Source organism: uncultured Legionella sp., from assembly GCF_937871865.1.
GTDB lineage: Bacteria > Pseudomonadota > Gammaproteobacteria > Legionellales > Legionellaceae > Legionella.
Genome location: NZ_CALMPD010000077.1, coordinates 1 through 19,183 on the forward strand (window position 1 = coordinate 1; position 19,183 = coordinate 19,183).

Consider the following 19,183-nt stretch of genomic DNA (forward strand, 5'->3'; position numbering starts at 1 on the left):
CAATTGATGTACTCACTTCGTTCTAAATGTTTTATTATAATTACATCGGAACGATTGTCATACTCTTGCAACGCGTCTCTAATTAATTGTCCACCAGCATCAGAATTAGGTTCCAGGCAAAGGATCTGCAATCCTGCATTTAATGCGGCTTTCATCACATTGAGAAATTGCAATTTAATATCATTATATTCTTGCACCACAGGATGATAAATTAATAAAGCCGTCTTTTTCTTAAAATCGAGTTTATAGTGCTGATAAAATTGCTCGCGAGTTGAGGCTCGATATTGGTTGATTTCATCAAGTCCAGGAGCGCCAATCACAGAGATTGTATCTTCTCGTTCACCCATTTTGATCAGTCGTTCTTTTGAAGCATCAGTCGCAACAAAATGGTAATGAGACAATTTTGAGATAGCATGTCGAATCATCTCATCTACTGTCCCTGAGCGCTCTCCACCATGCAAATGGGCTACAGGTATATTCAAATGAACCGCTGTAATTGCAGCAGCAAGCATTTCGCCTCTGTCCCCTAACAATAAAACCAGATCAGGCTGTTCTCGCTTAAAAACCTCAGTCATTCCAATTATTTCATGGCCGACAGATTGTGCCATTGATTCATGAGTACTTTGCTCTACATCAACGGGTATAATGCCACATATTCTAAAATGGTCAGCTTCGATTTCTTTAATGGTGCTGCCATAAAGGCTGGAAAGGTGCATTCCTGTAACACAGAGAGACAACTCAATATCTTCAGCAGAATTCAGCTTTTTAAGCACTTCTCGCATAAGACCATAATCAGCTCTCGTTCCGCTAACATAAATTATTTTTCTTAAACTCATGCTTCAATATAATCCCATAATAAGGTGCTGCCCTCTGGTAAATTCAGGCTTACTTTAGCACCAATTACTTTAGGTAATTCAGCAGGACTAATTCCAAAACCAGGTCGCAGTAATATCAAATCATCTTTTGAAATCCGTGTACCCTTGGTTAATGCATGCCTTAAAGTAAGACTTCGTCGCACTAAGGCTCTTATAGGAAGTTCATTATCAGCTGGTTTTTTTATACCATTTCCTAATGCCAACTCTGCATCTCTTATAGCCTGCATCATCTGTTTCATTTCTTCAGGCGTCATTGACGCGTTGTGATCTGGACCGGGAAGTGACTTATCGAGAGTAAAATGTTTTTCGATAACACAAGCCCCCATGCCAACGGCCAACGTTGGAACGAGTAATCCCAGAGTGTGATCTGAATAGCCTACCGGTAAATTAAATTCCTGGGCCAAAGTATGCATTGCTTTTAAATTAACATCTTGAAATAAGGCAGGATAATTGGAGGTGCAATGTAATAAAGTAAGCTTTTCTTTAATATGCTCACCATAAAAAGGGCTTACTGTTTCAACAGCTTGTCTTACTTCCTCAAGATCGCACATCCCTGTCGAGATGATCAATGGAAGACCTGTTCGCGCAACATGCTCTAAATAGGGAATATTAGTAATTTCGCCTGATGGAATTTTAAGACGCTTGACGCCAAGAGCAATCAAAAAGTCGATTGTTCCTTCATCAAAGCCAGTAGACATAAACTCTATACCCAAAGCGGCAGCCAAGTCACTTAATTGATAATGAGCCTCTTCTGAAAGTTCCAGGTTTTTAAGCATTTCGTGCTGTGTTGATGAATTAGAAGCATTATTTTTTTGATATTCTGCTTTTTCAGCCGCTTTAGTAACGATCGTATCCGCTTTAAAGGTTTGAAATTTAACCGCATCAGCACCAGCCTCCTTTGCAGCGTGAACCAGCTCTTTAGCTAATTGAATATCTCCATTGTGATTGACACCAGCCTCAGCGATAACAAAGCAACTCATGTAAAAACCTCTTATTTATGTTTTTATAATAATATTAAAAACTGTTTATATCTAATAAAAATGAATTAACGCATTGCTTTTAATAAAATCCAGTTCGTACGAATTAAAGCAACGGCCGAGCCGCATATCAATCCACAAATCAATCCCAACATTAAAATCAAAGAACTTTTAGGTTGTATAGGTGATTCTGGTAAAAAAATTGCACCATCAAAACGAAATGACTTTATAGAGTCTTCTGTTACGTTCAGATTATTGTAAACTCTGTATTCATTTTCTAGTTCACGTAATCTCGGAGTAAACGCATCGTTCGATTTTCTTGCGAGCAAAACATCCAGCTCAGATTGTAACGACTTGCTTCCTCGCATATATAACATGGAATCATCATCAAGTGCTCTCTTGTTTACAGAATCTATAATTCCTGACGATTTTGAAATAACTAACGCGTCTTTCAATTGGACGATTCGGTCCTGTTTTGTCTTTTCAGCAATTACTCGAGCACTTTCTATTTCTTGTTTCGCATTTACAGCTAAAGCGTGATTTTGAGTATTTATCGCTTGCACAAGCTCATTCGCTGTTCTTTTTTCTATTATGCCAAAAAATTGTTCTAACCACGCCTTTGCTTTTTCAGGACTGTTTGCATCAGCAGTAACAATAAATTTAATTGGACTTGTTCTCGGAATTTCTTTGATAGTAATAATTTTTAAAAAATTAGCATAAAGTTTATCTTTAGATAATTTTGTTCTTTGTTCCTCTGTTAGAGAAGGCAAATAGATTTGATTAAATAAATCCACTCTGACAGCCTCAGACAAGAGAATATTGGCAAAAACACCATAAACATCTTTAACGGTCAACGCACCAAGAGGATAATCAATCAAAGAAGAACGACCAACGTTTAGTTGAGAAATATCGCGAAGAGTAGGAGGAACAGTAACAACTTTCGCTTCATAAACAGGTTTCTTTTGCGCAAGATATACTGCGCTTAGCCCAAAACAAAATACAGTAATAACCAAAATCCACCATTTTTGCTGCCAGAATGTTTCCATTTGGTGCATAAAGGAGAATTCATTATTTTGATTTCCCGTTTTCAGCCCGTCCATATCAACCTCAATCTAAATTTAATTTAAATGGTTATGCATTCATTTTATTATTAGGAAATGCAAAAGCATGTGTGCGGCAAAGTATAATATGGATATGCAGGAAAATATATATGTATAATATACAGATAAATTAAGAATGTGATCTTAACAATTTCCTAAAATATCCATCGCCAACCCCAGAGATTAGGGATATACTTGAAAAATAAGTATTAAACAGGAACTTTGCATGTCCTTGAAGGCCATGTATAACCAAATCGCTGAAAATTATGCTACTGCCAATCGCTTTGGGGCGATTAGTGAGAGCCATCATGTCGCTATTCAACAGATGAAGAAATGTAACCTGGGTTTAAAACCCAATTATAAAGTTCTTGATCTGGGGGTTGGCGATGGGGCATTTTTACGTGAACTCCAGCAAATTATGCCTCTGGCTGAATTTACTGGCATTGATGTTTCATCAGAAATGTTAAAGCATGCCAGCGAAACGCTCACCTTAAAAACGATTGAAAGCAGTGCTGCCGAAGCGAGTAAATATTTGCCGCCTCACAGTCAGGATCTGGTACTGGCACATTTTATTAATGCCTATATCCCGATTAATATATTATTTGATGAGGCCAAACTCCTCACACGTGCTACTGGTCATTATTCAATGATCACCACAACGTATGATTCCTTTCCGGTAGCACAACAACAATTGGCTGAGTTTATTGCGCAAGACTCATTACTTAGCACCGTAGTAGGGCATTACTATAAGTCAATCGTTAGAAATACTACTGTTGCTGCAAATCTTGATGAACTGATGCTGGCCTTTAAGCAACACCAGTTTGAAGTGGTAGAACATCAACGATTGGAAATACCAATTACACTTAACAATATAGATGAGCTGGCACTTTTTGGTATTGAAGGTACCTGGTTCCTGAATACGTTATCGATTCGAATGTTACCAAAATATTTTTTAATCCAAAGATTAAAACGATTATTCAGTAAAATTTTTACCTTCCCTTATCACGATACCCATATAATTGATGTAGTCCTCGCCAAGAAGTGATAATCTGATTATTTATTGAAGACTGGCTTATTTCAGTTTTATAAAAAAACGGAGCTTATTATTTGGCAGGCTTGAATCACGCCAGCCGAAAAGTCCTGATTATTTCACTGTGTATGTTACGGATGAGGTGCGCAATTGATTTCTGATGCATTTAAAAATTGTCTTCCTGAATTAACCCTGAGACAAAAACAAGCCAATAACATTATCTTCATTACCTTCTGGAGCCAATTTTCAGTTTATGCTCTTAACACCGTGTTAATTTTATTCTTAACTCGTCCTTTATTGTCACAAGGTTTGGGCTATAGCCAGGCAAAAGCTTACGCATTTATAGGAGTGACACAGGCGGCCGGTTATCTGATGCCAGTTTTAGGCGGCTATATGGCTGATAATATAATCGGCATCCGGAGGTCCATACTGCTTGGCAGTATCATGTTGGCCTGCGCGTATTTATTAGTAATGCTAAGCGGATATACTATAGGTACATTAAGCGATCAATTATTTATTGCAGCCTTTGCCTTTATACCAGCAACAAACTCCTTATTGATAGGAACTGCATCAAGCATGGTGTCTCATATTTATTCTGATGACGCGATAAAAGCCAAATCAGCCATGACATATTACTATATGGCAATTAATGTTGGGGCCCTGCTCGCAACCTTAATCGCCCCGACATTGCTAGACAGCCGTTATGGCCCCTTATCTGTTTTAACTCTGGCGTTTACAGGCAAATCAATTGCCGCTCTAAATTTTGCCAGAAAATACTCAATATACGATAGTGTAATCTGGGGTAAAGACACCTCGAGATTATCAAGACAAGGCATAACTCGTTTAATTATTTATATTACCGTCATTTATGCGCTTACGTTATACGCTTATTCTCATGTACACATTGCCAGTAGCTTGATTACCGTGGGCTGCGGGATGGGAATACTCTGGTTCATAAAAAAGACCTTATTACTTACAGGAGAAACACGTAGCAAACAGATGATAGCAGCGTTGCTTATTATCGAAGCCGTAGTATTTTTTATTATTTATAACCAGATGAATAGTACTTTAGTCTTATTCGCCAACAGTAATTCAGACCATAATTTATTATGGTTTCACTATTTCAGCAGCTCAATACCAAATGTTAAATCCGTTGTTAATTTTAATCATAGGCAGTCAATTACCTCGTTTCTACCAATACTTCTCTCGCTTTACCATTCCGTACCAATTTGCTGCGGGAACGATGCTTGCCGGTGTTGCTCTCTTAGTTATGGCATTTGCTGCTTGTGGGGCAAGCGAAGGCATAGTCAATGGTAATTATATTGCCTTGACTTACATTTTAATTACCATTGCCGAATTGTGGGTAAGTGCCATAGGCCTTAGCATGATTGGTCTGTATTGTGATGGCCGTGCCATTGCCTTCGCCATGGGAGTCTGGTATTTATCCAATTCCATGTCTAATGCAATATCTGGAAGAATTGCCGGATGGGTAGCAATCCCTGAGAACATCTCATTACCAATAGACAGCCTACCCTATTACAAAAACTATTATTCCATTATGGGAGTTAGTGCCTTGGGAATAGGGATATTCATGTACGTATTGGCTTATAGTTTACATAAAGTAATGAAAAAACGCGGTATTGATTTGGTATAAATACAAATAGACAGTGTCAGTACTCAAAAAATACCAAGAGACACATCAGAGCGGGAATGTTGCTTAGTAGCCCGCAGCTATTTTCTGTTCGCACCTATTATCTTCTAATATTAACGATTTTGATAGCGCACCAAAAAACGTATTTTTATTTGATGCTAATACTTGTGCTGCTCCGGTGGTATCCTCAATCTGGACTGCATTCACTGGCGAGAAACGGGAAATAGATCGTTGTAACAGATCAATTTTTCCACCAATATACTCCAAATACTGCTGGGCATTGTATACCTGCATAAAATTAGTATGTAACGCACATAGTTCATTACCGATAATAGTAGCAACCAAACTCTTCAATGAGAAAATAAGACAACTGCCTCCTTCCTGAACATATCTTCGTTGATTACATACTGTACGTTGATATATCTTGGATGAGTCCAGAGGATTCTTGCTGTAAAAGCTGACAGGGTGAAGATAAATCCGACCACTGAGATATTCTTTAATTGCATTTAGCCGAGCCCACTCACTGTTCTCAGGCCGTATGAGGGGTGGCTTATGAAATAATAACTGACGCTCTACCAAGATTAATCCTTTCAAAGTACACTCCATACCGTGCTGATATGCCGCTGCATCAGTATAGGGATCAATGTCTAATTTAATATAAGCGTTATTTTCTATAGAATGAGGCTCCAGTTTTGTAACATAAGTTCCTGTACATGTTTTATTGAATTCATCAATCTCATGAGCCCCATTTCCCAGATTATCTTCCACTTTATAATATTCATAAAAGTGTGGTATTTCATTAGGTAAGGCTCTCGAACCATTTTTAAGAATCCCCACTTTTATTATTCTAAATATTGCGGAATGCCCTCTCCTCCCTCCTCCCTGAAAAATGAGTTCATCTGTATCTGAGGGCCTTGGCCTTCCCGGAAGAAAACGCCCCATACTAATGCTGGCACCTTTTTCTAATGTAATACACGGAGCACCATAAAGTACCCCATTCAAATTTTGGCTTATTAAAGAAAAAATGAGCTCTTTCACCTCCTTGGGCAGCTCATCCATATAAGAGAGTGATTTTGAATTTGCCTTAAGAAAAGGGCCAATCAAAGCCAACTTTAGATAGGAAATGAATTTTGCATCAGTTATCAAACTTTGTTGTAGCCCTCCTTCCGGTGTATATGCGGCCAATAGTGATGCGGTATAGTTAAGATTATCATAGTGTATCTGAGCCAGATTATCCCGATTTACTTCTGCGAACACTTTTAAGGAAAGCGAATAAGCACTGACTGCCTGTGTAAATTCAAGGCATATACCATTTATAGGGGTATTACTAAAATCCATGGCCAGATATTTTGCGCCATTTAACCGCTGAGGACGTGAGATTAGTTGTTCTAATTGTAGCAAACTATCCATATGGATTTGCATGGAGGATAAGTTGCATACCTGATTTATTAGGGCAGAGTCATCACTGTAATACAATTGAAACAAGTGCTGGATGATACCAGAAGTTGCGAGCATAAGGGTTTCGGCTCCTGAAATGGGATGATTGTCATATTCAGGAGAAAAATTGTTGAATTGAATAGCAAAAGACTCTTCTGTCTCGCTGCCTTCGAAGGTTAGATGAATTGATGAGGGGTCTTTATATTCGTACAACAACGTGGGATTTAAACCTAAATTCAAGAAATACGAATTGAGCCACTCAGGATAGACTTCTTTTGATAAATTGAACGAATAAAATGCCTGTTTGAAGCTATTGATCATACTTAAAAGATTATCGTAAGGAATTATAATTCCGCGTGCATTTGAAGTCTCGATAAACCGTCCACCTGCTTTAGAAATGGCAGAAGATACAGTAACAACATGTTGAGGAAGTGCCGGAATGAACACACAATTAATGATCTTCCCCTCTGTAAACTCAAGAATACCAAACCGCTGATAACACCAATCTTTAAAATTCATTTTAGTCAAAATATCCTTAATGCAACCTAATTGCGAACATTATACTCAGGATCGACCAAAAACAAAACAAAATGACTTGTTTTTGGTGCAAAGCATTTATAAAAAGGCTTAATTAAATTGAAGATATGAGAGGTTCGCGTAAAAACAGCCGACAAACTTTAATGATAAAAGGATTTGGCCGTCATCCAGAGGAGCTAGCGACGAAGGATCCTCCTAGATTCAGGAGCTCCTTCACTATGTTCAGGATGACGTACTGTTCTTAACTTAATGACAGTGTCTCCACCAAGGAGATGAGAGGAAATCACGGACTTCGAATCAAAATGTTTTTTTAAGTTGGCGCCATTTTCCGTTCAAGGAAGGATGTTGAATATTGACACACGCGGACTAACGATTATTTTGCTTCATCCAAACCCAAATTATCACGTTTGAATACCCGATCAGCTCTATAACTCGATCGCACCAACGGGCCAGATGCCACTTCAAAAAATCCTTTCTGCAAACCAATCTGTCTTAATTCTGCAAATGTTTCTGGAGTGACGTATCGCTCTATTGATAAATGATTTTTTGTCGGTTGCAGATATTGTCCCAAAGTTAATATATCAACATTATGGGCACGTAAATCATCCATAGTCTGAATGATTTCTTCATCAGTTTCCCCCAAACCCAGCATCAAGCTGGTTTTAGTTAAAACCTCAGGTCGGTATTTTTTTGCAAAGGCCAGCACATTCAATGTCTGCTGATAACCTGCCCTGTTATCTCTGACTGGATGAGTTAACCGTTCGACAGTCTCAACGTTTTGCGCAAAAACATCAAGCCCACTGTCTAACAATACTGCCACATCCTTTTCAATGCCTTGAAAATCAGGAGTTAACGCTTCAACTTTAGTACGAGGAGAACGTCGCTTTATTGCTCTAATGGTTTGAGCATAATGATTCGCTCCGCCATCAAGTAAATCATCTCTGTTTACAGAGGTTAGAACAACGTAATCAAGGTTCATTAAGGCAACCGTATTCGCGGTATTTTCAGGCTCTTCTGAATCAAGCCAACCATGAGGATTTCCAGTATCTACAGCACAAAAACGACAAGCCCGAGTACAGACAGCCCCCATTAACATAATAGTTGCCGTACCATGAGACCAACACTCGGCAATATTAGGACATTTAGCTTCTTCACATACTGTGGCAAGGCGATGCTTCTGCACCTGCTCTTTGACCTGGTTATAGGCGGGCGTTGTATGATTTACAATGCGTAGCCATTTTGGTTTTGGCAGGCGCTCATGAGTAACTCCTGTGGATTTCACTCCATCTTTAATTGCAGTAACACCATTTGAAGTTTTATATTTCTGTCCGCTTTCAACAACAACTGGGATATCAATGAGTTTACTCATAGTACTACCTTAAAAACCAAGAACTAGGATAATCCCAAATCATCGCGGCAAGATCAAGTCAAATTTACAATGAGTACAGTGTCAGTATGGTTTTTACCAATAAGCAAACAATCCATTATAAAACTTCAATACGGTTCCGCCCGGCATTTTTTGCTTTATACATGGCTTTATCTGCCCTCATAAATAATGACTCGATATCATCCTCTTCCACTATGGTGGTTAATCCAAACGATACGGTAACATCTACTTTCTTATCTCGATAACAAAATTGACAGTTTTCTATCAGCTTTCGTAATTTTTCAAGAATACTGTGAGCTCTCTTACCACTGGTATCCTCAAATAGAAAAACAAACTCCTCACCACCAATGCGAGAAATAAAATCAAGTTCTCGAACAGAAGATCTAAAAATCGTCGCCACTTTTTTAAGTACTTTATCCCCTGCCAAATGACCGAAGTTATCATTGATGTATTTGAAGTGATCTATATCACCTACTGCCAATGAGATGACCCGTGAATGCATCTTCCAGCGCTGAAATGAATCCACGATATGTTCATCATAAGACTCTCGATTAGGCAGCCCGGTTAAACTGTCGTGATTAATTCGATATTTTTGAAAGGAAAGTAGATTTTTTATTTCCTCGGCATTTTGCTCTGATTCAGAGAGTTTGACTTGTAATGTAGAAACCTGATGCTCAAACTCCTGCTCGCGTAGTTGCTCTTTCTCACGATATTCTCTAAGGCTATCCCCTATCATCTTGAGGTTTTCACTGACTTTAGCGGATAGCTCCTCAACTGTCGTTGACGAATCCAGATGTCCTTTAATTTGATTGATATTGTCCTGAATCCCGCTTTCTAACTGACGGCTTTCTTTTGAAGCATTTTTTCGAGTAAGGGCTGATGCTTTTAAATAAATATCAAAATCGTGTAATTGATTGGTCAATTGCTGTAAAAACCCTTTAAATCGATTCTGTTCCACATTAAACGCATCAACAACCAGTTCGGTTAATCCATCAATAATTTTACTTAAATCGTCCCCTGTTAGCTGACGATCCAGGATGGTGTTTATCTGCTCTCTTTTTCCATCCAAATCATGTGGTATGGATAAATGATTCAGTAATTGATGCAAGCTGTCATTTATTTTTAAGCTAATGGCTCCCTCGAAAGACGTTCTTATTTGCTTTCCTTCAGGAGTTAAAGATAAATCATCAATTTCTTTTATAACTGACGACACGCACTGAGTCAGTACTTGATTAAAATGAATAAGGATAGTCTGACTTTCAACCTCTGTATCCAGCATTTGCTGGAGTTTGGTCACGGCTCGTTTATCTTGTGATGTATTAGCAAGTCTTCCGACAGAATCAACCCCTTGTTTAATTAAGTCGGAAATAATACGGGTACTTCCAGATTTTTTCTTTTGATTTTCTGTGAATAGCTCGACTAAAGTAGCGACCTTTTTTTCTATTGCTTCCTGATCAAATTCCTGATCGAGTTGCTCTCGAAATTGAGACAGTTGCTCATCCATTTCATAATCTATACCAAGGGGAGAAATAATGAGATTATTGATGACATTTTTTAGTGCGTTTATTTGCAACTGCATTTTGTCACATTTCAATTCATAACGACCAATAGTATTAACTATCTTTTTCTTTAGCTCTTGATCGATCATTTAAGAATTCCTTTTCTTAATTCATTTAAGCTGTCGCTTTTTCACTGCTTCAAGCAGTAATCGTGCATGTGATCCATCACACAACGGGGGAGTTCTTGTTTCTTTGCAATTACAAAAATAAACCATTTCACTAAGATCTGCTAAAAAACAAACTCGATTATCCCCACAATTTTCCTGGTCGCAAAACGGTTGATTTTTGCTATCACCACAACCACACCAATAGTATTTTTTACCTTGCTCAACCTCTACTCCAATAGGAAATAAATGTTTGTACAGTGACTCATCTTCCATTTCAGAAGTTCTCCAGATACAACACACTATTTAATCCATTACCCCATCTAATTGTATTATATAAAACCAAAAATATTCAACAGGGCTCAATTATTTTTTAGTTCTGTTCATAAATCAGTTGATGAATTTTTGTATCTATCTAAAATCCAGCCCGCTGTAAATAACGCAACGACAACAAATAATGACAATGCCAAATTAGCCAATGCCAATGGATAAACAATAAGAATTAATCCGATGGCCATAATATACAATAGCCCCACCATATAGAATTTTTGTTTGAATCGGGCAAAGAATTCGAAGCGGATTAAATAAACATATAAGAACAACAGCACCAATAAAGAGACCAGATAAATACTTTGATAAGCCAATTGGTAAACTAGGTGCTGGCCGAAAGTTAATGGTTGATTATAAAGCCATTGACCAAAAATATAAGACCAGTTCATCACACAGGTTTGTTGGTAGATCTGAACCATAAAGGCCAATAAAAATGACAATAAAAATAATAAATTAGCGGCAGTTCTTTTCCGGTAATACTGGCCAGCAAGATAGAAGGAAAATAAACCGGTAGCTACTGCGGGTACTCGCAACCAAGGTAAAAGTCCAAAAAAAGCGCTGGCATGCGCTTGTTGAAAATAATGTACGACACCTACTGCTGCGATGAATAACAAGCCGGTAATCATCTGCTTTCTTCTGTTATCTTGTAGAAAAAGAAGGGCGAAAAATCCGGTGATGCAAAAGAACGAACATGGGTTATAAGCATCCATAATTGCTATCGTGGCAATGTATCGAGCAGCAGAAGGCTCATCTACCATTGCTGAATCAAATAAATTAGCATTTCCCCAACGCTTCAAGACATTAACTGTTACTGAAGTTAAGGCGCCCTTTTTCTCTATTTGGCTTTTGCAATAATTCAAACCACGTAGAAGATCTTTTCCTGTTGTTTCATTTGAAGAAAAACCAACCCAACGAGAATTACAGAAAAATACTGCGGGAACACTAAAATCATACACATTTTCTTCAGCCAACAATTCATTGAAACGAATCAATGCCTGTTTATCTTCATTAATAACATAACGTGTTACATGCACCCAGGGTGTGGTTTTCTCAAGATCGGTAAAAAAGGCATCCGCTTTATGACAATATTTACAGGTTGAAGAAACAAATAATTCAACATTAAGAGCCACCTCTTTATCGCCTTGTTGAGTATACCAGGAAGTAGGAGATGTATTTGCCCATAGAGATGAACAAAGGCTTATTAGAAATAAAATCGTCCTGAATGCTGTAGTCATGGTTTTAACACGAATAGTTAAAAGTTTACTATAGCACTCAGCGTTGGTTTTAGAAATGATGCGCAGTATAATTTATGTTGGATGAAACCATGCTTTTAAGTAATTTAGCCAATTCAAGACACTCAAGATGCAATTATCACATAACAAGAGAGATATTCTGAACTACAACTTCTCTCACAGCATCCTTAAAGTTTCAGTGGTCTTTCTTTTGCCTCATCATCAGAAAATGAATCACTCCAACTTGAATCTGAGAATGCTTGCGAATTATTCAATGCATCTTTCGCATAACCAGAACAAAAAGTCATGCTAGAGCCCTTAGAGAAAAATGCCCCACGGTTATGGGAGGCCATAAATTGCTCCATTTCATCTGGAGTTATTATGTTGGGCCATTGGTGCCGGAGCCCTGACTCACAGGCGTATTAGGTGGCGCAGGTGTGCTAGAATCAGTACGTTCTAATTTAAGCTGTTCTAGCTGTTTATATTCATGTTTGCCTTCCATTTTTCCCTCTCTGAATAAAATAATAAATACATCCTCTATAAATAGAGCGTGTTGACAATTCATTCCTAACTACCCGCCGTGACTGCTTCGTTGCATCCATGAAACAGTCGAGTTAACGGCGAACCCCACTCATTACTCTAATTAATTGATAAACCCAGGTAAACTCATGATATAACTAATGGAATATTAAATATAAAATAAGCCTGCAATAGCAAGACCGAAGTTCTGTGATCAAACTGTTGCCTAAGCCAGAGACAATCATGCTACAACATCAGATTTATAACAAGTCTAATCTTGTATGATAATTAAGACAATGCAATACAACCCTCATGCCGGCTATTCTTGGCGGCAACACGTTTAATCAAGTATGGATGTAGTTTTCCAAATGCTCAATAACCCGAGCGTTGTCATCCAGTAAATGGAATAGCAAGTCACCTATTGATACTATTGCCAGAAACTCGCCATTTTCGCGAATTAAGACATGCCTTCTTTTCGTCTGAGTAATAACCTGCATCGCTTTGTCTACAGTATCATGCGGACTAAGAATACTCACGTTAGTATACATAACATCGGAAACTTTCCCAGTATTCAGATCAACACATTGATGCAAACAAGAACGCACAATATCCCGCTCACTTACAATCCCTGCTAATTTCTGTTCATGATCAAGTACAACCACTGCACCTATATCCAGGTCAGCCATTAAATCAATACATTTTTTTACACGTTCATCAGGATGAATAGTTACAATTTTTCGAGGTGGCATTGATAATACGCTATAAATTAACTGAGCCATTTCCACTCTCCATGAGTACAAATAATTAATTATGCTAGCTTACTGTATAAATATAGCACAAAAGGAATGTGTGATTGGGGACTGAGAAATATTATTTAATAGCGAAAAAAAATAAGAGTAGAACAGGAAAAAAATGTAACGAATGAAAGAGCTTCACCTTAATGCAGTGAAGCCCCGAAATTGTAGAACGGTAATTAAAAAAATTAATTCACTACACGCCATGAGCCATCAGCTTGGCGGCATGCTTTGCCGTAAATTTGCTGTGTTTTTCCACCAATTATTGCTTTAGTGATGTACTCGCGGCATGGTTGTTGTGATTGATAATAAGTTCTCGTTGGTTGAACGGTATAACGATTTCCATTATCAGGATTAGACCAAACTACCGCTCTTCCTGTAGGAGCTGTCTCTAAAGCTCTTTGCATTTCAAGTCGATCTTGTCTGTCCATAGTTTTACCTATCTGACCACCTAAATAAGCCCCTAGCAGCGCGCCTCCAGCAGCAGCCATCACTTTTCCTGAACCACTACCAAATTGGCTACCAAGTAATCCACCAACAACACCACCAGTCACAGTGCCGACACCTTCGTTATTGATTGGTGCACAACCAACTAATAAAAACGACAAAGACAATGATGCAACAATTAATTTTTTCATTACAGTTCACCTGATTAATGAGTTACAAATCGGTTGGCATTCTACCATCACGACCAGATATTATCCATACTTTGGGATCACGGTCCTTAAGTTAAGGATTTTGCCTGTCATCCTTAAGAGCCAACAATGAAGAATTGTCGGGGTTCAGGAGAACCTTCGCCAGGCTCAGGATGACATGTTTTTTTCAACTTAATGGTAGTGAGTGTTAGCGATTTTTCTTTGTTTTCTATTTAATAACTTAAAAAAACACTAGGTTATTTTCTTTGTACAGCACCTCTAATCATGACGCACTCGTTCAGAGATTTGACACAACAATTCATAACCAATGGTTCCTGCGGATTGAGCAATCCGTTCAACCAAGATATTCGGGCCCCAAAGTTCAACCGCATCCCCCAGCTCCACATCAGGATGATCGGTTAAATCTACCGCCATCATGTCCATTGATACCCTGCCAACAATAAATACTTCCTTACCTCGAATCCATACCGGAGTATTAGGGGAAATATGCCGAGGGTAGCCATCTCCATAGCCTGCTGCAACAATCCCTATAATCGAATCTTTGTTGCTTTTCCAGGTGCCGCCATATCCGACTTGAGCGGCAGGAGGATTATGATGAATCGCACTGATTGCAGACATAAAACGCATCACCGGGATTAACCCTAAATCAGGTGCTACTTGATGAGCAAAGGGAGAAACACCATAAAGCATAATGCCCGGACGTATGACATCAGCATGAGTCTCAGGAAAAGAAATAATGGACGCTGAATTCGCGATGCTGCGCTCACTAAATCCAGCTGTAGTGATCTGATTAAATTGAGTGATTTGCTGCACATTTTCTATTCTTCCTGATTCATCAGCACAAGCCAGATGAGTCATCAAGCCAATATCCTTTTCAACCCAAGAGCAGGATTGCAGTGTGTTCATGATGTCTTGTAGTTCGTGAACTTTAAAACCTAAACGATGCATGCCTGTATTTACTTTGATCCATAATTTAATTGGATGGGGTAATGGGGTATTAATGAGCCATGCCAGCTGGCTGGGGTGATGAAGAACGCAGCCGAATTGATGTTGAGCAACTACTGAATACTCATCCGCACTGAATACTCCCTGAAAAAGAATACATTGAGTTTGAGCACCCATTGCGCGAATAGCCAAAGCCTCCTCGAGACAGGCTACCCCAAACCCATCAACCTGACCTTCCAACACAGGTACTACAGCTTTAACACCACAGCCATAAGCATTAGCTTTAACCATGGCAATTATTTTTTTACCTGGTGCATAACGTCTGATTTGTATTACATTATGTAGCAAAGCACTTGGTTCTATTACCAGTCTGGTGGGTCTTGACACCTTAATCTACCCCTTGATACCCATTAAAAGCCAAATCTTCAAAACGGGTGTACTTACCAATAAACGCGACTCGAACTCTACCAATAGGTCCATTCCTTTGCTTGGCTATAATAATCTCGGCAACCCCTTTATCAGGGCTGTCATCATTATATACTTCGTCCCGGTAAATAAAGCAGATTAAATCCGCGTCCTGCTCGATCGCACCTGATTCCCTTAAGTCTGACATTACAGGGCGTTTGTCCGCTCGTTGCTCCAGGCTTCGGTTTAACTGAGAAAGAGCAATTACAGGAACCTGTAATTCTTTGGCCAAAGATTTCAAACTACGTGAAATTTCTGAAATCTCCGCAGTACGGTTATCCGCACCAAAGCCCGGTGCTTTCATTAATTGCAAATAGTCCACAACGATTAGGCCTAAAGCCCCATGTTCTTTTGCTAAACGTCTGGCTCGTGCTCTCATCTCCCCCGGACTTAAAGCAGGGGTATCATCAATAAATAATGGCGCTTCAGAAAGCATATGCACCGCTGAGGTGACTCTGGGCCAATCATCATCATCAAGCTTACCTGTTCTGATTTTATGCTGGTCGATACGGCCTAAAGAAGACATCATCCTCATGGCCAGAGAATCTGAAGGCATCTCCATAGAAAACACCAAAACAGGCTTCCCGGCTTTAATGGCGGCATGTTCTGCCATATTCATAACTAAAGTTGTTTTACCCATCGAAGGACGACCTGCAACAATCACCAAATCCGAGGGCTGTAAACCAGAGGTCATTTCATCCAAATCAGACAAGCCGGTAGCCATACCAGTGATGGCATCACCACTATGGTACAGAGCATCGATTTTCTCAACTGCACGTACTAATACCGATTTGATGCTCTCAGGTCCGCCATCACCGCCAGTTTGTTCACCAATCGCAAATACTTTAGATTCAGCCAGGTCTAATAACTCAGGCACTTGTCTTCCAACTGGGTTATATGCTGAATCAGCAATTTCTGTAGCTACTGCAATTAATTGTCTTTGTACTGATTTTTCTCTGACAATATCTGCATACGCTGATACGTTTGCAACACTGGGGGTATTGTTTGCCAGTTCAAATAAATAGGCTTCGCCTCCAGCATCATCCAACCCGTTATGAGTTTTCAATGCATCAAGTAAGGTCACTACATCGAATGGCTGTTCTTTTTTTGCCAAATCGACAATCGTTTTGAATAAAATTCGATGCTCCGTCCGATAAAAATCGGCCTCGCATAATTTGGTACTGATTTTATCCCAAACCTGATTATCCAGCATTAATCCACCGATAATGGATTGTTCTGCTTCCGCGGAATGGGGAGGGCGTTTTAATGGGTCAACTGATTTCTTGGGAGTTTGCTGATCGAGCATAGTAGTAACACAATAGTTAGGTTATAAATATTATTCATTGATACTATTGTAATGTGCTTTTAACAAAAAAGGCACACCTTAGTGCGCCTTTTTTAAATTAATACTTCAAAATAACTTATCTAACCCAAGTTTGAGTACGGCCTAGCATAGAAACACCAACATATCCTCTTACATAAAGCTTATTGCCTTGTAAGGTAACTTTAGCTTTGTATACTTTGCCAGTTTTAGGATCCAGGATAGAACCACCACCCCATACTCCATTACCTTCATCCTTCAAGCCCCAGATAAAACCAAGACCCTGGATTTTTTTACCTTTAAATGCACCTGGACATTTAGAGCAAATTCCAGTATCTCCAGCCTGTGGGTATACTTTAACGATGTATCCATTCAAAGTACCATCGGAAACTGAGAGTTTAACTATTGCTCTTTTCGCACCGGTTTTGTCATCAATTGTTGTCCACGTACCAGCAGGTGAACCAGCAGCTAACGCTAAAGGCAGGTAACATACAGCAATTACAAAACTACATAGTACTTTCCAAACGTTCATAAGTTCTCTCCATGATTTTCAATCAATAAAAGCATATGTCATGATTCTCACATTTGCCAATATTTTTTTAAAATTAACAAATTAAAATCCGATGCGACCAAATATACAGCAAATAATTCAGCGATAAATACTTAAAAAGCGTGCTTGCAGAATTATTTCCTTCAATCCAACTCCTCAAACAAAATTCATGGTATAATTGCACCAAAAATAGTCACATTGAATTGGATAAACAATCTGTTTGTCGTGAACACCCTGCAAATTTAAGGAAATATAATGAGTTTTTCATCATTGGGATTAATAGCTCCCCTACTCAAAGCCGTTAAAGAATCAGGCTATACCCAGCCCTCCCCTATTCAGGCTCAATCTATCCCTGCTGTTCTGCGTGGCAGTGATGTTCTGGCATCAGCACAAACCGGGACAGGAAAAACAGCCAGTTTTGTTTTACCCATATTACAAAAATTAAGCGATAAGCCACGAGCAAAAAATAATCGTACTCGTGTATTAATTGTAACCCCAACTCGCGAACTTGCGGCGCAGGTACATGACAGCATCATCCAATACGGGCGCCATCTGACGCTTCGTTCTGCCGTTGTATTTGGTGGAGTAAAAATAAATCCTCAAATGATGAAATTACGCAGTGGCGTTGAAATTCTGGTTGCAACTCCCGGACGCTTGCTGGATCTGCATCAACAACGAGCCATCCAACTGGATGAAGTAGATACCCTGGTTTTGGATGAAGCAGATCGCATGCTGGACATGGGCTTCATTCATGACATCAAACGCATCATCAAGCTGTTGCCAAGAAACAGACAGAATTTAATGTTTTCTGCAACGTTCTCTGAAGAAATACGCGCGTTGGTCAAAGGAATACTCAATCAACCTGTTGAAATTGATGTGGCGCCACGAAATACAACGGTTGTAGCCATTAAACAATTAGTACACCCGGTAGATAAAAGCCGTAAATCAGCGTTATTAAGCCACCTGATTCATACTAATAAATGGGGACAAACCCTCGTATTTTCCCGCACCAAACATGGTGCAAATAAATTAGTAAAACAATTGGCAGAAGATCATATTTATGCCGCAGCCATTCATGGCAACAAGTCACAATCACAACGAACCAAAGCGTTAGCTGAATTTAAATCAGGGGAACTGCATATTTTGGTAGCTACAGATATTGCAGCCAGAGGAATAGATATAGATCAACTCCCTTGCGTGGTTAATTTTGATTTGCCTCAGGTTGCAGAAGATTATGTACACCGTATTGGCAGAACCGGTCGTGCTGGAGCCTCAGGGCTTGCCGTATCGTTAGTAAGTGCGGATGAAATAGGTCAATTAAATTCAATAGAGAAATTAATTAAACGCAAATTAGAACGCATTGAAGTTGACGATTTTGAGCCGAATCATAGCTTGCCCAGCACGTCATCACCATCAGCTCCCAAAAGGAATTTCCCTTTTAAAAAGAAACCCGCTCAAGCAGCTAAAAAACCAGAAAGAAAACCTTTCGCAAAACGCGCGGGCAAATAATTGCACCCAGTTAATGGCCCCGCTTAGCTAGAAAATCGTTATAAAACTCAGGCTAAATAAAGATATTAGCCTGAGTCACCACTGTTTTCTCATGATACATCTTCCCAGGCAGAAAACCAGAAGGAGCAATAGCCCCCATAATCCAGCCCCAACAATGACCATTGTTTTATCCTTCATATAGTTCCCTGCAAGACCTATTGATCCT

17 protein-coding genes and 1 pseudogene are annotated in these 19,183 nt (G+C 39.1%); 3 read left to right on the top strand and 15 right to left on the bottom strand.

Translation table 11 applies throughout. The features are described 5' to 3' along the window. The 3 genes from neuC to Q0495_RS04555 form a co-directional block, all read right to left on the bottom strand. Positions 1-836: UDP-N-acetylglucosamine 2-epimerase (gene neuC, locus Q0495_RS04545; protein WP_298623590.1), on the bottom strand; the 836-nt coding region annotated here is incomplete at its 3' end. After that, positions 833-1,855 carry an N-acetylneuraminate synthase gene (gene neuB / locus Q0495_RS04550; RefSeq protein WP_298623592.1) on the bottom strand — a complete coding sequence of 341 codons (1,023 nt, stop codon included), beginning with the start codon at positions 1,853-1,855 and terminating at the stop codon, positions 833-835. The genes neuC and neuB, both read right to left, overlap by 4 nt. Positions 1,856-1,920: 65 nt before the next feature. After that, the gene (locus Q0495_RS04555; RefSeq protein WP_298623594.1) at positions 1,921-2,952 is read right to left on the bottom strand and encodes an LPS O-antigen chain length determinant protein WzzB; all 1,032 of its coding nucleotides are present in this window, start codon (positions 2,950-2,952) and stop codon (positions 1,921-1,923) included. A gap of 226 nt (positions 2,953-3,178) precedes the next feature. On the opposite strand from Q0495_RS04555, the gene Q0495_RS04560 reads away from it, so the two are divergent. After that, positions 3,179-3,997, top strand: coding sequence for a class I SAM-dependent methyltransferase (locus tag Q0495_RS04560; RefSeq protein ID WP_298623597.1), 819 nt, complete (start codon positions 3,179-3,181; stop codon positions 3,995-3,997). A 135-nt stretch (positions 3,998-4,132) separates the two neighbouring features. Beyond that, positions 4,133-5,636 (top strand): annotated as a pseudogene (locus Q0495_RS04565) (peptide MFS transporter). A 63-nt stretch (positions 5,637-5,699) separates the two neighbouring features. On the opposite strand, the gene Q0495_RS04570 reads toward Q0495_RS04565, so the two are convergent. The 12 genes from Q0495_RS04570 to Q0495_RS04625 form a co-directional block, all read right to left on the bottom strand. Then, positions 5,700-7,589 carry a hypothetical protein gene (locus Q0495_RS04570; RefSeq protein WP_298623599.1) on the bottom strand — a complete coding sequence of 630 codons (1,890 nt, stop codon included), beginning with the start codon at positions 7,587-7,589 and terminating at the stop codon, positions 5,700-5,702. 391 nt (positions 7,590-7,980) lie between these two features. Next, on the bottom strand, positions 7,981-8,976 hold the full coding sequence (gene lipA / locus Q0495_RS04575; RefSeq protein WP_298623601.1) for a lipoyl synthase: 996 nt from the start codon (positions 8,974-8,976) through the stop codon (positions 7,981-7,983). Between the two features lie 115 nt (positions 8,977-9,091). Next, positions 9,092-10,642, bottom strand: coding sequence for a GGDEF domain-containing protein (locus Q0495_RS04580; protein ID WP_298623603.1), 1,551 nt, complete (start codon positions 10,640-10,642; stop codon positions 9,092-9,094). Between the two features lie 21 nt (positions 10,643-10,663). Then, positions 10,664-10,933 carry a CDGSH iron-sulfur domain-containing protein gene (locus Q0495_RS04585; protein ID WP_298623605.1) on the bottom strand — a complete coding sequence of 90 codons (270 nt, stop codon included), beginning with the start codon at positions 10,931-10,933 and terminating at the stop codon, positions 10,664-10,666. 107 nt (positions 10,934-11,040) lie between these two features. Continuing rightward, positions 11,041-12,222 carry a hypothetical protein gene (locus Q0495_RS04590; RefSeq protein ID WP_298623607.1) on the bottom strand — a complete coding sequence of 394 codons (1,182 nt, stop codon included), beginning with the start codon at positions 12,220-12,222 and terminating at the stop codon, positions 11,041-11,043. Positions 12,223-12,407: 185 nt separating this feature from the next. Next, on the bottom strand, positions 12,408-12,572 hold the full coding sequence (locus tag Q0495_RS04595) for a hypothetical protein (RefSeq protein ID WP_298623609.1): 165 nt from the start codon (positions 12,570-12,572) through the stop codon (positions 12,408-12,410). A gap of 26 nt (positions 12,573-12,598) precedes the next feature. Further along, positions 12,599-12,784, bottom strand: coding sequence for a hypothetical protein (locus Q0495_RS04600; protein WP_298623611.1), 186 nt, complete (start codon positions 12,782-12,784; stop codon positions 12,599-12,601). A gap of 298 nt (positions 12,785-13,082) precedes the next feature. After that, positions 13,083-13,517, bottom strand: a complete 435-nt coding sequence (locus tag Q0495_RS04605; protein WP_298623613.1) for a CBS domain-containing protein — start codon at positions 13,515-13,517, stop codon at positions 13,083-13,085. A gap of 203 nt (positions 13,518-13,720) precedes the next feature. Next, positions 13,721-14,170 (bottom strand): RT0821/Lpp0805 family surface protein, encoded by a 450-nt coding sequence (locus Q0495_RS04610; RefSeq protein ID WP_298623615.1) that lies wholly within the window; start codon positions 14,168-14,170, stop codon positions 13,721-13,723. A 276-nt stretch (positions 14,171-14,446) separates the two neighbouring features. After that, complete coding sequence (alr, locus tag Q0495_RS04615; RefSeq protein ID WP_298623616.1) at positions 14,447-15,520, bottom strand: alanine racemase; 1,074 nt, start codon at positions 15,518-15,520, stop codon at positions 14,447-14,449. 1 nt (position 15,521) lies between these two features. Next, on the bottom strand, positions 15,522-16,904 hold the full coding sequence (dnaB, locus tag Q0495_RS04620; protein ID WP_298623618.1) for a replicative DNA helicase: 1,383 nt from the start codon (positions 16,902-16,904) through the stop codon (positions 15,522-15,524). A 115-nt stretch (positions 16,905-17,019) separates the two neighbouring features. Continuing rightward, complete coding sequence (locus Q0495_RS04625; RefSeq protein WP_298623620.1) at positions 17,020-17,451, bottom strand: DUF2147 domain-containing protein; 432 nt, start codon at positions 17,449-17,451, stop codon at positions 17,020-17,022. A 273-nt stretch (positions 17,452-17,724) separates the two neighbouring features. On the opposite strand from Q0495_RS04625, the gene Q0495_RS04630 reads away from it, so the two are divergent. After that, positions 17,725-18,978: a DEAD/DEAH box helicase gene (locus Q0495_RS04630; protein WP_298623622.1), complete on the top strand. Its 1,254-nt coding sequence runs from the start codon at positions 17,725-17,727 to the stop codon at positions 18,976-18,978. The last annotated feature ends 205 nt before the right edge of the window (positions 18,979-19,183 follow it).

Excerpts from the sequence above, each read along its gene's own strand:
- neuB (WP_298623592.1), bottom strand. The coding sequence starts at position 1,855 with ATGAGTTGCTTTGTTATCGCTGAGGCTGGTGTCAATCACAATGGAGAT.
- Q0495_RS04555 (WP_298623594.1), bottom strand. The coding sequence starts at position 2,952 with ATGGACGGGCTGAAAACGGGAAATCAAAATAATGAATTCTCCTTTATG.
- Q0495_RS04560 (WP_298623597.1), top strand. The coding sequence starts at position 3,179 with ATGTCCTTGAAGGCCATGTATAACCAAATCGCTGAAAATTATGCTACT.
- Q0495_RS04570 (WP_298623599.1), bottom strand. The coding sequence starts at position 7,589 with ATGAATTTTAAAGATTGGTGTTATCAGCGGTTTGGTATTCTTGAGTTT.
- lipA (WP_298623601.1), bottom strand. The coding sequence starts at position 8,976 with ATGAGTAAACTCATTGATATCCCAGTTGTTGTTGAAAGCGGACAGAAA.
- Q0495_RS04580 (WP_298623603.1), bottom strand. The coding sequence starts at position 10,642 with ATGATCGATCAAGAGCTAAAGAAAAAGATAGTTAATACTATTGGTCGT.
- Q0495_RS04585 (WP_298623605.1), bottom strand. The coding sequence starts at position 10,933 with ATGGAAGATGAGTCACTGTACAAACATTTATTTCCTATTGGAGTAGAG.
- Q0495_RS04590 (WP_298623607.1), bottom strand. The coding sequence starts at position 12,222 with ATGACTACAGCATTCAGGACGATTTTATTTCTAATAAGCCTTTGTTCA.
- Q0495_RS04595 (WP_298623609.1), bottom strand. The coding sequence starts at position 12,572 with ATGGCCTCCCATAACCGTGGGGCATTTTTCTCTAAGGGCTCTAGCATG.
- Q0495_RS04600 (WP_298623611.1), bottom strand. The coding sequence starts at position 12,784 with ATGAATTGTCAACACGCTCTATTTATAGAGGATGTATTTATTATTTTA.
- Q0495_RS04605 (WP_298623613.1), bottom strand. The coding sequence starts at position 13,517 with ATGGCTCAGTTAATTTATAGCGTATTATCAATGCCACCTCGAAAAATT.
- Q0495_RS04610 (WP_298623615.1), bottom strand. The coding sequence starts at position 14,170 with ATGAAAAAATTAATTGTTGCATCATTGTCTTTGTCGTTTTTATTAGTT.
- dnaB (WP_298623618.1), bottom strand. The coding sequence starts at position 16,904 with ATGCTCGATCAGCAAACTCCCAAGAAATCAGTTGACCCATTAAAACGC.
- Q0495_RS04625 (WP_298623620.1), bottom strand. The coding sequence starts at position 17,451 with ATGAACGTTTGGAAAGTACTATGTAGTTTTGTAATTGCTGTATGTTAC.
- Q0495_RS04630 (WP_298623622.1), top strand. The coding sequence starts at position 17,725 with ATGAGTTTTTCATCATTGGGATTAATAGCTCCCCTACTCAAAGCCGTT.